Genomic DNA, 12,073 nt, shown 5'->3' on the forward strand with positions numbered 1-12,073 from the left:
GTAGCGGATCCGCATACGATGCGACGATGACGCTCTCGGAGGAGGCCACAGAACGGTTGGCGGACGTGGTGGAGCTACAGCCGACGAAGAACTCGGAACTGCAAGAGCGGTGGGACATGGAGAGCGGCAGCGAGGTCCACCAGTACCTCGAGAACGAACTGGGCGACTACTACTTCCGGGACGACAACAGCCTGATCCGCGCGACGGCGGAAGCGAACGACCTCGTCGACGTCGAACCCGGCATCGAGAGCGACCCCGAGGACGAGGGCGTTCCCTCCAGGATCCGGGTGCCGGAGCTCCAGACGCAGATCGTCGCCGTGCTGGCCGGCCCCGAGGAGGAGTCCGAAAGCGTCGTTTCGGTCCTTCACAAACTGCGCGATGAGTTCGACGTCGACCCCGAGGCCGAGGACGTCCGCTCGGGGCTCCAGAGCCTGCGCCGAAAGGGCGTCGTCGAGGTCGAGTACCGCACCGTCCCCACGTTCCGCCTGACCGTCGACCGCGAGGACCTCGAGGTCGAAGCGTCCGAATAAGACCAGTTTCTCGCGCCGGCGTACCGTAATAGCGAGCGATCAGACAGCGGGGGCACCATCTACACCAGCACCGAACGGTTCGCCGTCATCGGGAGCGAGGCCGATGTATAGAACAGGGTCACTGACAGGGGTTCGAAGATCGAACTCAGTAGTTACGGTTCCCCGGCCCTCGATCGTAATCGCTGCCGTGTAGTTTCCGCTCTCATCGGCCGTTGGTACGCTTTTTTCTGCTCGTACAGCCCGCTCGTCTTCTCGAGGTTCGGGGGTTGTGATATTCGTCTCCGAAAGGACAGTCCCAGTGTCAAGGTCCCTAACTACGATCGTGGCGTTTATACTTTCGTTCAGGCTATTCTGTACGGTCAGATGTTTTACTTCATCGTACTGTGCGGGCTGATTGTATGGGTCCCTATTCTCATCATCGATATCATTTGTCGGCTCCGCGTCGTTCGTGACACAGCCAGCGATGAGGACTGTACTCGGAATAGCTGCGAGAAATGTCCGCCGTTTCATATCTCCTCCTACCGATGTGTATTATAAGTGTTTTCGGGACGGGTAGCGTTCGATACGCGCATGTACCTGGGGAATTGTCCGACTCGATTTCGGGCAGAACTCTGAATACGAAATCGCGCGCCGATCTACTGCTGCAATCCCGGTCGATGCCGTCGCCGCCGGTCCTCGAGCAACCGTTTGCACCGTTTTCCGGGACCGCCCTCGATCGGCCAGTCGCGCGTTCGCCAGACGGGCGGCTCGGGCTCGAAGTCGGCACAGCCGCCGGCACACTCCGCCGCCGTCTGGCTCCGCCCCTTCGCGGCGCAGTAGGGCTCGAGTTGCAGGCCGTCCCGTGAGCGCAACTCGAAGTGCCGACAGTCGGGGCGCATGGTGTCGGCGAACGAGCGCCAGCCGCGCTCGTAGGCGCGTTCGGCGATCTCGAGGCGCGTCGCTCGCTTCGCGTCCGGATCGACGTACTCGAACCGCGCCGCGGAGCCGTCCCGGCGACCGCCGTCGGGACGCTCGAGGATCCGCGTGCCGGGGTCGTCGACGGCCAGCGAACGGGGGAACCACGCGACCTCGGCGGCGAGCGTCTCGGGCTCGAGCGCGAGGATGCCCGCCTCGACGGGCAGGTCCTCGAACAGCGCGCGCTCGACGAGGTCTCCCGTCCGCCGCGTGGCGACCCAGACCTCGTCGGCCAGCCCGACGGCGACGTCGTACTCGAGTTGCGAGCCCAGCGCGCGGGCGGCGCTGGCGTCCAGATCGGGCTTGTTCTCGATCGCGACGATTCGCCGGACCCAGTCGTCGGGATACGGCCACTTCCGGCGGATCTCGATGCGGTTCCCGTTCTTGCGCGTCTCGAGGATGCCGCGGTCGTCGGCCCGGTGGATGGCCTCGCGGACGTAGCGCCACGGATAGCCGGGATGGGGGAGACAGTCGCGGTAGTAGGTCCACTCGGCGGGGGCGTTGCGGACGACGTGCAGGAGGTCGCTATCGAGGCGTTCGGACCCGAATTTCGCTCGCTCGCGGAGCGCTTCGGGATCGCACTCGAGAACGATGGTGTCCCAGCGGCGGCGTTTCGTCCCGAGTTGTCGGGCGACGACGACCGCGTGGTCGTCACTGGCGGACTCGTCGGGCGGCCAGGCGCGTTCCGCCCAACGGCAGGTCCGGAGTTCGAACGCGAACTCGGTCGTGTACCGATCCACGCCCCGACTTCGGACCGCGCGAGCAAAAGCGCTACTCGATAGAACGCCGTCGACCTACTCCTCGTCTTCCTCCCGTTCGTCGAGGAAATCGTGGGCCTGCTCCAAGATCTCCCGCGGACCGTCCTGCGTGACGGTGTTTACCGCCTGTTCGTAATCGCGCCACTGGAGGTCGCGATGTTCGTTCGAAAGTTCCGCGCTCGCCTCGAAGGACTTCGCCACGAAGAGGTGAACGGTCTTGTGGATCGTCTTGCCGTTCGCCTCGAAGACGTAGTCGTAGTCCTCGCGAAAACCGTCGAGGAGCCGGAACTGCTCGATACCTGCCTCTTCCTTTACTTCGCGGATCGCCGTCTGCTGTAGCTCTTCATCTCCTTCGACACCGCCCTTGGGAAACTCCCAATCGCCTGGGCGGCTCTTGAGTAGAAGATACTCGCGCCGGCCCCGCGTATCGCGGAAGAGGATCGCGCCTGCGCTCGTAGCTTCGACTGCCATTAACTGGGCTAACAGGTGCGACGTTAAGAGAATATCGGACTGTTCGTCCAGCGTATACGGTTTGCCGTGCCAATTCGGCGGCCATCGCGGCCGAACGCTCGCCGTTTTCGGGGCGTTCGTCCCGGTTCACGAATCGTTCGCCCATCAGCGCGCCCGACTCGAGCGGCGCCCGCGCGCCATCTCAGCAAGCTTTTACGCCCCGGCCGTTGACGAATGGACGACCAGCCATGACCTTCGTGACCCGTCTGACGCTCCAGAGCGGCGATCGCGCCGCGCTCGACGCCATCGTCGACGACATCAAATCGACCGCCGAACGCAAGGGCGCCGCGCTGAAAGGCCCCCACTCTCACCCCCCGGAGAAACACTCCGTGCCCCAGCACTGCCGGCTCCACGCCGACGACGAGCGGCGATTCTCCTCGTGGAGCTACACCGTCTTCACCCGCGAACTCGAGATTCACGGTCACGACAACCTCGCGCGCAACATCGCCTCGCAGAACTTCCCCGACTCGGTCCACATCGAGGCCGAGGTCGAGCAGATCCGCGGCGCCGGGCAGAGCAACTGAGCGCCAACGACGCGACTGCGGTTTCGATCTCGAGTCTCTCTCGACCCCGTTTGCGATCGTTTCACCGCCAAACGTTCCGTTAGCCGAGCATACGTCCGCATAACTACCACCGGCTCGCCGGATCGTCGGGACGATGACGGACGATCGATCCGACACGGCGCGACGACGCTTCTTGCAGGTGCTCGGCGCTGGAACGGCGCTGGGTATCGGTGCATCGACGACGGCCACGGCCAGTGGCGACGGCGACAAATCTGCGACGCCGACGGTCACGGCCGGTGACGACGATCCGGAGGCGGCGCTCGACGATCCGGGACTGATAACCGCGGAGAGCGACGCCGACTTCGAGACGACCGTCGCGCGCGTCGAACCGGCCCTCGAGGTGCGAGACCTGCTGCTCGTCGCGACGATCGACCACGCGGAAAACGCCGAGTCGGCCGATATGGACCTCCCGCCGACGACGCTGTTCCTCTTCGGTAATCCCGCGGCCGGGACGCCGCTGATGCGGGCGAGTCGCTCGGTCGCGATCGACCTCCCGCAGAAACTGCTCGTCTGGGAGGCCGACGGGCAGGTGTTCGTGACCTACAACGATCCGCGGTATCTGGCTCGCCGGCACGACCTCGAGGGTGTCGACCAGCAGCTGACGGGCGTCGCCGACGCGCTGGCCGACCTCGCCAGTGCGGTCGCCGGTACCGAACCCGACGCCGGCGAGGACTGACCGATCGACGCCGCGCCGCTCGTCTCGAGCGGTCGGTCGTGACGTGCTCGTCGCCCACGAACCGTGCGAAGAGGTGCAGTACTTTTGACCCGTCACGACGAGACACGGGTATGAGCACGGACGACCTCGTCTCGCTGCGTCGAGACCTCCACCGGCGACCCGAACCGGCCTGGTGCGAGTTCTACACCACCGCACGACTCGTCGACGAACTCGAGTCCAGACTGGGCGACGACCTCGACGAACTCCACGTCGGCCCCGACGCCATCGCGGGCGACCACCGGATGGCCGTCCCCGACGAGGCGGAACTGACCCGCTGGCTCGACCGGGCCCGCGAGGCCGGCGCCGACGAGGAGGTCCTCGAGTCCCTCGCGGGCGGCTACACGGGCGCCGTCGCCGTCTTAGAGCGCGGCGAGGGACCGACGGTGGGCCTGCGCGTCGACATCGACGGGCTCCCGCGCGAGGAGAGCGACGCTCCCGACCACGCTCCCGCCGCGGCGGGGTTCCGCTCGGAACACGAGGGCGCGATGCACGCCTGCGGCCACGACGCCCACGCGACCATCGGGATCGGCGTCGCAGAGCGGATCGCCGCGAGCGACGACTTCTCGGGGACGCTGAAGGTGTTCTTCCAGCCCGCCGAGGAGGTCGTCGGCGGCGGCAAGTCGATGGCGAAGAGCGAGCACATCGCGGACGTCGACCGACTGCTCGCGATCCACATCGGGCTCGACCACCCGACCGGCGAGATCGTCGCCGGCATCGACGGCTTCCTCGCCGTGCGCCACCTCGAGGCCGAGTTCGCCGGCGAGTCGGCCCACGCCGGCGGCCACCCCGAACAGGGGCGCAACGCCGTCCAGGCGATGGCGACCGCAGTGCAAAATCTCTACGGGATCCCGCGGCACAACGACGGCAAGACCCGGATCAACGCCGGCGTCGTCGAGGGCGGCAGCGCCGCCAACATCATTCCGGACGAGGCGCGCATCCTCGCGGAGGTCCGGGGCGAGACGACCGACCTGATGGAGTACATGGACCGGAAGGCCCGCCACGTGATCCGATCGGCCGCCGAGATGCACGAGTGCGAGGTCTCGTTCGGCCTCGGGGCGGAGGCCCCGAGCGCGACAAGCGACCAGCGACTCGTCGACGTCGTCGCCGACGTCGCCGGCGAGACCGCGGGCGTCGAGAACGTCCTCGAGCGCGACGACCTCGGCGGCAGCGAGGACGCGACGTACCTCATGCAGGCCGTCCAGGAGAACGGCGGCGAGGCGTGTTACGTCGGCATCGGGACCGACCACCCCGGCGGCCACCACAGCGCGACGTTCGACGTCGACGAGGCGAGCATCGCCCACGGCGTCGACGTCGTCTCCGGTGCGATCGAGCGACTCGGCCGCGGACGGCCCTGAAGGCGTTCCGGCGGTGAACAAACGGATCGAACGGCTTCGATCGACGATGGGCGGCTCGGCGCCGCTGCCGTCGTCGGATCAGTGGTCGCCGTCGTGATCGACGACGACCTCGAGGTCGAACGGCTCGTCGGCCGGGGCCGATTCGGGCTCGAGGTAGCCGACCGCGAAGGCCGAGGAGACGGTCCCGGCGTCGGGTTCGACGTCGAACGTCGCGACGGCGTCGCCGTCGTTGGCGTCGGTCGCGGGTCGGACCTCGAGGGTGTACATATCCCCGGGGACCTCGACGGCGGCCGCGTCGCCGAAGGCGGCGCCCTCGAACAGCACCGTCTCGCCGTCGCCGGCGGTGACGTCGACCGCGGGGGCGTCCGGCGAGGCGTGGACGAGACGAATGCGGGCCTGATCGCCGGGATCGCTCAGGTCGTCCTCGTAAACCATCACCTCGAACGGCTGATCGTCCCCTTCGAGTTCGCCCACCGCGGCGACGGTGTAGTCCCCCTCGCCGACCTCGAGGTCGTCGTCGAAGACGACCGTGTCGGGATCCCCGGCGGCCGTGATCTCGACCGCGTAGGTCCCGGGCTCGAGTGGGAGGTAGTCGCTGACGGCCCGGTAGGGGACGTCCTCGAGGACGGCGTCGCCGTCGACCCAGACGTCGACGTTCGGCGCGTCCGGGGAGAGGTGGGCGACGCGGACGTTCCCCATCGCTTCGTCCATGTCGTCGCTCTCGGACTCGTTGTTCATGTCTTCGGCTCCGTTCTCCATGTCGTCGCCGTTCGCCCCGTCGTCGGACATCTCCTCGTCCTCCGAATCGTCGCCGCCACCCGTGCAACCGGCGATCGCGACGATGCCGGTGGAGCCGATCAGTGACAGTGCGCGTCGGCGCGTGTGATTTCGTGTCACGATACGACGTATCAGACAGCCGTGAATCACGAGTTTCCCTAACAGTGAAGGGTTTTGGCCAGAACTCGTTTCCGTCACGAAGGTAAGAACGTCCTCGAGCAATCCGGTATAGCAGAAATGAACCATGAATCGGCTCGAGTTATCTGGCCGGGAGCGGCCTCCGAGCACCGCGAGGAGTCCGCGATCCGGGGAAGGGCAGGCCGTCGCCCGGTAGCGACCGTGAGCGAGGCCGCAGGCCGAGCGAGCGGGCCGACGACTGACCCGGAAGCGCGCTGTGCGCGGCTGAAGGGGAAGGAGGAGTGCTTTTCATCAAAGTTTTGCCGAGGGTGCGCCGCAGGCGCACCCGCAGAGCAAAAGTTTGTTAGTATTTAGGATCGGCCCCGGTCGTCTCGTAGACGGACTCCATCAGGTCGTCGCGCCGTTGCTGCCAGTGCTCGAGGGCGGCGGGGTGGTGGGGGTACTCCTCGTAGAGTTCGAGCAGGTCGTCGGCGCGGCGCTTCGTTCGGAAGAGGTTCCAGATCGTGTCCCAGTGCTCGCGGCTCTTGTACAGGCTCTCTGCGGCGAGCTTCGGACCGATGCTCGTGCTGCCGGAGTACAGCGCTTCGGCGAGTTTCTCGCCGGGCATCGCGGCGAGCAGCCCCATCAGGTCGTCGACGTCGACGGCCGTCGAGAGGATGTTGTAGACGTCCAGCGCGGCGTAGCGGGCGCCGAAGTGGTCCATGACGCGCTCGTTGTACTCCCAGAGGGCCTTCTCGCTGAGGTCGCCGGTCTCGAGGCCCTCGACCGCGGCCTCGGCGGCGTACTTGCCGGCGTAAGCGGCGCCGGCGATGCCGCCGCCGGTGGTGGGGTTGACGTGACCCGCGGCGTCGCCGACGGCCATGTAGCCCGGGTGGACGGCCGAGTCGTAGGGCCGGCGAGTGGGGAGGGCCGCGCCGAGTTTGTCCTCGACCTCGGCGCCGCGGAACTCGGAGCGGTTCTCGAGGTCGCGCTTGAGGTCGTCGACGAGTTTCATCGGCTCCTCGGTCATCTGGAAGCCCAGTCCGGCGTTGATCTCGGTGTCGGTTCGCGGGAAGTACCAGAGGTAGCCCGCGGCGCGCTCGGTCGGCTTGAACACGAGCGCGTCGTCCCACTCGACGGGATCGTCGACGCGGACGATCTCGCGGTAGGCCGAACAGAAGTGGCTGTAGTTGACGTTCGTGTCGAACGTCGACGTCGAGAAGTCGACGTGGTCCTGTAGGACCGACAGCGAGCCCGCGGCGTCGATGACGACGTCGGCCTCGTAGGTTCGGGGCTCGCCCTTCCGGATCGCTTCCACGCCGGTGACCTGCCCGTCGTCGGCCTGCGTGACGTTCTTCACGACCGTATCGTAGTGGAAGTCGGCGCCCGCGTCCGCTGCACCCTCGATGATCAGGCGGCCGTACTCCCAGCGGTCGATGACCGCTAACTCGCCGGGGATCGGGATCTCGAGGACGGTGTCTTCCTGGGGGATCTCGAAGCGGCCGTGGTCGACGCCCGTGTTGGTGAAGGCGGGTTCGATCTGCGATTTCGGGATCGATTCGGGGAAGGCGTCCGCGCCCTTCAGGGCGTCCCCGCAGGCGATGTGGCCGGCCTCGTCCTCGGTCTTGCGCTCGAGGACGACGACGTCGTACCCCTCGCGTGCGACGGTCGCTGCGGCGTAACACCCTGCGGTCCCCGCGCCGACGACGACCACGTCCGGCGAGTGGGTCTCGGACGCGGCGGTCGTCGACTGCTCCTGCGTACTCATACTAACAGTGTCTACACCACGGGGAGAAAACGTTTTATGTGTTATTTGTCGGCATCGCGAGGCCAAAAGCGGGAGCCGACGGCCCGGTGTCCGTCGCCGTTCGGTCGCGAGACGGCATCGACGGTCCGAACTGGTTCCGCCGTGCGAGTCTCCTTGCTCCTATCACGACACAGATGTGAATAAAGAGTTTTAGTGAGGTCGTCCGTATCGGTTGCTATGACTGAGTATACGGTCGAATTCGTCGGGACGGGTGAGACGATCACCTGTTCGGACACGGAGACGATCCTGAGCCGGTGTCTCGAGGAGGGCATCGCCCAGGAGTACTCGTGTCGCGTCGGGATGTGTCTGGCCTGCTCGGCGGAGATCGTCGAGGGCGAGGTCACCCAGCCCGCGGCCCGCGGACTGACCGAGGAAGAGGCCGAGAACTACGCGCTCACCTGCATGGCGCGCCCGCAGTCGGATCTCAAACTCGACCGCGGCGAGTACCCGCCGAGCATCGAGAGCGACCTCGAGGCCGACGGCTCGAACGCCGGCGCGACCGCGGACGACTGACCGTTCGCGACTAACACTCGTTCCTTCTCGCGCGGTCGCCCGACGAGCGTTCCGCTCACTCGGCGACCGCGCAGTTGTTCGGCCCGAGCTCGAGTTCGAACGCCGTCTCGGCGTCGACGTCCTCGCGGCCGAGATTCGCCGCGACGATGCGCTCGTGGTTGGACGGCCGCGGCGGGAGGTCGCTCGTGGCGTGCTCGACGAAGGCGGCTTCGTCCATCGAGAACGCCGCGAGTCGGTCGCGCAGCGAGCCGAGACGAGCGGTGTAGGTTCCGTCGTCCCGCGGGTCCGCGACGTCGCTGTAGTGGCCCGGGGCGATCGTCGTCTCGTCCGGGATCTCCTCGAGTCGCTCGTGCAGCGTCTCGTATAGTCGTCGGGCGGCTTCGGACGCTCCGTCGTCGCCGCGTTCGAGGTCCGGCCGCCCGACGCCCTCGAGGAAGAGCGTGTCGCCGGTAAAGAGGACGTCGCCGAGCCGGTAGGAGAGCGACTCGGTCGTGTGGCCCGGTGTCGAAAGCGCGGTTAGCGTCGCCGAACCGATCTCGAGTTCGTCAGCAGCGGAGAGGGTCGTCGCGTCGAACGCGAGGCCGCGATCCGTCGCGCCCTCGGGCACGATCGGCTCCGCGTCGGTCCGCTCGGCGAGGGCGCGGACGCCGCTGACGTGGTCGGCGTGGACGTGGGTGTCGACGGCGTACCGGAGCTCCGCGCCCCGGTCCGCAGCGTCGTCGACGTATCGATCGGCGAACGCGCGGAGCGGGTCGATCACCGCCGCCTCGCCGTCGCTGTAGATCGCGTAGGCGAGACAGCCGCTCGAGGGCCGGTCGTACTGGACGACCGTCGCGGGCGCGTCGACCGCGAGTTCGCGGGCGACGTACAGGTCGGCCCAGGCGTCCATCCCGCCGGCGAGGTTGCCGGCGTCGAGACCGGCGTCCCGGAGGAGGTCGACGGCGTGCGCGCTGGCCGCCCCGCGCCCGCAGACCGCGACGATCGGCTCCTCGAGGTCGTCGACGAGGTCGGTCACGCCGCCGGTCGCCTGGGCCTGGATGAACTTCATGTGGGGAATCTGGACGGCCTCGACGCCCGCGCCCTCGAGGTGCCAGCGCTCGAACTCGTCCCGGTCGCGGACGTCGAGGACGGTAAACCCGTCGCCGGACCGCAGCCGGTCGGCCAACGCCTCGGGTTCGATCGAGGCCTGTTCGCGTTCGGCCGTCGGCTCCGCAGGCTCGTTCCCGTCGGTCATGGGCGTCGGTACGCCGCCGCGACGGTTAAGTCGTGGCTCGAGGTGGGGTCGCCCGTCCCGTCAGCCCGCCGAGCCGTCACCAACGTTCAACACGATCCGCGGTGTCGAAGGGGTATGGACGCCGACGGATTCCGGGACGCGGTCGAGGACTCGATGGACAGCGAACTCGAGCGACTCGGGTCGTCCAAACTGCTCGTCGCGCTCACCGACGCCGATCTGACGGCCGAAACGGTCCTCCGGACGGTCGCCGACGGCGAACGCGCCGCGATGGAGACCTTCGAGGGCTGGGCCGACGACGAGGGCCACGAAGATGCACAAGAACTGTTCGCCGAGTTCCGCGAGCAGGAGCGCGAGCACTACGAACGGGTCGCTGACCTGCTCGAGGGCGAGGGCGACGCCGACGCGACCGGCGGACCGATGCACGAGGCCCTCCGATCGCTCGAGGACGCGACCGCCCGCCTCGGCGGACTCGTCGGACGATCGATGGTCGGCGAGCGGACGCACCTGCAGGTCGTGAGCTTCTTCGTCAACGAGGGCGACGAACGCCGAGCCGAGCAGTTCCGGGAGCTGCGAAGCGAGACGGCGGCGCAGGGCGACCGGGCGCTCGAGCTACTCGAGGACGTCTGCGACGAGGACGGAGACTGGGACCGCGCTCGAGACGCGACCGAGGAGGTTATCGAGATCGCGTACGACGCGTACGCGGGCTCGCTGGACGAGATGGGAATCGACCCGAAACCGATCTGCTGAGGCGAGCGCGGCGAGTGTTCCTCGAGTCCGACGACGTGCTCCGTTCGGACGGAGTTGTCACAGTTCTCACTCACAGCCCACGGTCCCGAACCGCGAGTCCAAACGGCTAGAAGTGGTGAAGATGGACTCCCTCCCGATCCTCTCTGCGGTCGAACGGCTCGCGATCGCGGTCAGTCGACGAAGTCGATGTCGTCGCCGCCCGCCTGGCCGGTCATCTCCGGCTGGACGGTCTCCTCGTCGGGCCGGCCGTAGATCTGGGGCGATTCGACGCCGGTGACGACGATCATCGTCCGCATGCTGCCCTCGAGGCTCTCGTCGATCGAGGTCCCCCAGATGATGCGCGCGTCGGGGTCGATCCGGTCGTAGATCTCCTCGACGACGCCCTCTGCCTCCTCGATGGCCATGTCGTTGCCGCCGGTAACGTTGACCAGCGCGGAGCTCGCGCCGGAGATGTCGACGTCCAGCAGCGGGGAGCGCAGCGCGGTCTTGACCGAGTCCTCGGCTTTCGCCTCGGAGTCGGATTCCCCGAGACCGATCATGGCGACGCCGCCGCGTTCCATGACGGTGCGAACGTCGGCGAAGTCCAGGTTGACGAGGCCGGGCTTGGTGATCAGTTCCGTGATGCCCTTGACCGAACGCATCAGCACCTCGTCAGAGACCTTGAACGCCTGGCGGACGGGCAGTTTGCCGACCGAGTCGAGCAGGCGGTCGTTGGGGACGACGATGACGGTGTCCGAGACGTCGCGCAGGCGCTCGAGGCCCGCTTCGGCGTTCGTCCGTCGGACCTCGCCTTCCGCGGTAAACGGCGTCGTGACGATCGAAATCGTCAGGGCGCCGGCCTCGCGGGCGGCCTTGGCGACGACGGGCGCGGAACCGGTCCCGGTCCCGCCGCCCAGTCCCGCCGTGACGAAGACCATGTCGGAGCCGTCGATGGCGTCGTAGATGTCCTGCTGGCTCTCGAGTGCGGCCTCCTCGCCGACCTGCGGGAGCGAGCCGGCGCCGCGGCCGCCGGTCTTCTCCTCGCCCATGAGGATCTTGGTGTCGGCCTCGATCTCTACGAGGTGCTGGACGTCGGTGTTGGCGGCGACGAGTTTCGCGCCGTGGATGCCCTCCTCGTGCATGCGGTTGACCGTGTTCCCGCCGGCGCCGCCGCAGCCGACGACGGTGATATCGGTCTGGAGATCCTGGAGAACGTCCTCGAGTTCGTCGTCGGTCATCGTCCCTGTCCGGTGGCCGTCCGACGCGTCGCCCGCGGACTGGTCGTCCCGGGGCGGAGCGTCGTCGGGGACCTCGGACTGCTCCCCGGTTTCGGCCTCGTCGATCGCATCGTCGATGATGGAGTCCATTCTTGGCACTGTCTAGAAGATGGAGCATAATTACCTTTCCCCTACACGTCAGACGCATGTCTGACACAATCCGGGGAGAGTATCTATCACCTACCCGATTCCACGAATCCCGCCCCCGGATGCAGTAACCGGCGCTTACTGCGTTCG

13 protein-coding genes are annotated in these 12,073 nt (G+C 67.3%); 6 read left to right on the forward strand and 7 right to left on the reverse strand.

The window, feature by feature from the left end:
- The first annotated feature begins 26 nt into the window (after positions 1–26).
- Positions 27–530 carry a DUF5797 family protein gene (locus HTZ84_RS09980; RefSeq protein ID WP_174680540.1) on the forward strand — a complete coding sequence of 168 codons (504 nt, stop codon included), beginning with the start codon at positions 27–29 and terminating at the stop codon, positions 528–530.
- Between the two features lie 39 nt (positions 531–569).
- Here the strand turns inward: HTZ84_RS09980 and HTZ84_RS09985 are convergent, their stop codons facing one another.
- The 3 genes from HTZ84_RS09985 to HTZ84_RS09995 all read right to left on the reverse strand — a co-directional run bounded on the left by HTZ84_RS09985 (position 570) and on the right by HTZ84_RS09995 (position 2,713).
- On the reverse strand, positions 570–1,040 hold the full coding sequence (locus tag HTZ84_RS09985; protein ID WP_174680541.1) for a hypothetical protein: 471 nt from the start codon (positions 1,038–1,040) through the stop codon (positions 570–572).
- Between the two features lie 125 nt (positions 1,041–1,165).
- A complete protein-coding gene (locus HTZ84_RS09990) occupies positions 1,166–2,224 on the reverse strand; it encodes a DUF5787 family protein (protein ID WP_174680542.1) in 1,059 nt (352 codons plus the stop codon).
- 54 nt (positions 2,225–2,278) lie between these two features.
- Entirely contained in the window at positions 2,279–2,713 is a 435-nt protein-coding gene (locus HTZ84_RS09995) for a bis(5'-nucleosyl)-tetraphosphatase (protein ID WP_012942575.1), read from the reverse strand.
- 227 nt (positions 2,714–2,940) lie between these two features.
- On the opposite strand from HTZ84_RS09995, the gene HTZ84_RS10000 reads away from it, so the two are divergent.
- The 3 genes from HTZ84_RS10000 to HTZ84_RS10010 all read left to right on the forward strand — a co-directional run bounded on the left by HTZ84_RS10000 (position 2,941) and on the right by HTZ84_RS10010 (position 5,385).
- A complete protein-coding gene (locus tag HTZ84_RS10000; RefSeq protein ID WP_174680543.1) occupies positions 2,941–3,276 on the forward strand; it encodes an uS10/mL48 family ribosomal protein in 336 nt (111 codons plus the stop codon).
- A 133-nt stretch (positions 3,277–3,409) separates the two neighbouring features.
- Entirely contained in the window at positions 3,410–3,991 is a 582-nt protein-coding gene (locus HTZ84_RS10005; RefSeq protein WP_174680544.1) for a DUF302 domain-containing protein, read from the forward strand.
- Between the two features lie 110 nt (positions 3,992–4,101).
- Positions 4,102–5,385 (forward strand): amidohydrolase, encoded by a 1,284-nt coding sequence (locus HTZ84_RS10010; protein WP_174680545.1) that lies wholly within the window; start codon positions 4,102–4,104, stop codon positions 5,383–5,385.
- Positions 5,386–5,463: 78 nt separating this feature from the next.
- Here HTZ84_RS10010 and HTZ84_RS10015 read toward each other — a convergent pair whose 3' ends face one another.
- A complete protein-coding gene (locus tag HTZ84_RS10015; RefSeq protein ID WP_174680546.1) occupies positions 5,464–6,282 on the reverse strand; it encodes a DUF4397 domain-containing protein in 819 nt (272 codons plus the stop codon).
- 361 nt (positions 6,283–6,643) lie between these two features.
- A complete protein-coding gene (locus HTZ84_RS10020) occupies positions 6,644–8,047 on the reverse strand; it encodes a geranylgeranyl reductase family protein (RefSeq protein WP_174680547.1) in 1,404 nt (467 codons plus the stop codon).
- 216 nt (positions 8,048–8,263) lie between these two features.
- On the opposite strand from HTZ84_RS10020, the gene HTZ84_RS10025 reads away from it, so the two are divergent.
- On the forward strand, positions 8,264–8,599 hold the full coding sequence (locus tag HTZ84_RS10025) for a 2Fe-2S iron-sulfur cluster-binding protein (RefSeq protein ID WP_174680548.1): 336 nt from the start codon (positions 8,264–8,266) through the stop codon (positions 8,597–8,599).
- A gap of 55 nt (positions 8,600–8,654) precedes the next feature.
- On the opposite strand, the gene HTZ84_RS10030 is transcribed toward HTZ84_RS10025, so the two are convergent.
- Positions 8,655–9,833, reverse strand: coding sequence for an MBL fold metallo-hydrolase (locus HTZ84_RS10030; RefSeq protein WP_174680549.1), 1,179 nt, complete (start codon positions 9,831–9,833; stop codon positions 8,655–8,657).
- A gap of 114 nt (positions 9,834–9,947) precedes the next feature.
- Between HTZ84_RS10030 and HTZ84_RS10035 the strand changes: the two genes are divergently transcribed.
- Positions 9,948–10,580: a ferritin family protein gene (locus HTZ84_RS10035; protein ID WP_174680550.1), complete on the forward strand. Its 633-nt coding sequence runs from the start codon at positions 9,948–9,950 to the stop codon at positions 10,578–10,580.
- 170 nt (positions 10,581–10,750) lie between these two features.
- Here HTZ84_RS10035 and ftsZ read toward each other — a convergent pair whose 3' ends face one another.
- Positions 10,751–11,926 carry a cell division protein FtsZ gene (gene ftsZ, locus HTZ84_RS10040; protein WP_174680551.1) on the reverse strand — a complete coding sequence of 392 codons (1,176 nt, stop codon included), beginning with the start codon at positions 11,924–11,926 and terminating at the stop codon, positions 10,751–10,753.
- Positions 11,927–12,073 lie beyond the last annotated feature (147 nt).

Origin of the sequence: Haloterrigena gelatinilytica (assembly GCF_013342145.1) — an archaeon.
Classification (GTDB): Archaea; Halobacteriota; Halobacteria; order Halobacteriales; family Natrialbaceae; genus Haloterrigena; species Haloterrigena gelatinilytica.

Bases quoted from the DNA above. Each gene is read 5' to 3' on its own strand.
- HTZ84_RS10025 (WP_174680548.1), top strand. From the start codon at position 8,264: ATGACTGAGTATACGGTCGAATTCGTCGGGACGGGTGAGACGATCACC.
- ftsZ (WP_174680551.1), bottom strand. From the start codon at position 11,926: ATGGACTCCATCATCGACGATGCGATCGACGAGGCCGAAACCGGGGAG.
- HTZ84_RS10005 (WP_174680544.1), top strand. From the start codon at position 3,410: ATGACGGACGATCGATCCGACACGGCGCGACGACGCTTCTTGCAGGTG.
- HTZ84_RS10010 (WP_174680545.1), top strand. From the start codon at position 4,102: ATGAGCACGGACGACCTCGTCTCGCTGCGTCGAGACCTCCACCGGCGA.
- HTZ84_RS10020 (WP_174680547.1), bottom strand. From the start codon at position 8,047: ATGAGTACGCAGGAGCAGTCGACGACCGCCGCGTCCGAGACCCACTCG.
- HTZ84_RS09985 (WP_174680541.1), bottom strand. From the start codon at position 1,040: ATGAAACGGCGGACATTTCTCGCAGCTATTCCGAGTACAGTCCTCATC.
- HTZ84_RS10000 (WP_174680543.1), top strand. From the start codon at position 2,941: ATGACCTTCGTGACCCGTCTGACGCTCCAGAGCGGCGATCGCGCCGCG.
- HTZ84_RS09995 (WP_012942575.1), bottom strand. From the start codon at position 2,713: ATGGCAGTCGAAGCTACGAGCGCAGGCGCGATCCTCTTCCGCGATACG.
- HTZ84_RS09980 (WP_174680540.1), top strand. From the start codon at position 27: ATGACGCTCTCGGAGGAGGCCACAGAACGGTTGGCGGACGTGGTGGAG.
- HTZ84_RS10030 (WP_174680549.1), bottom strand. From the start codon at position 9,833: ATGACCGACGGGAACGAGCCTGCGGAGCCGACGGCCGAACGCGAACAG.
- HTZ84_RS10035 (WP_174680550.1), top strand. From the start codon at position 9,948: ATGGACGCCGACGGATTCCGGGACGCGGTCGAGGACTCGATGGACAGC.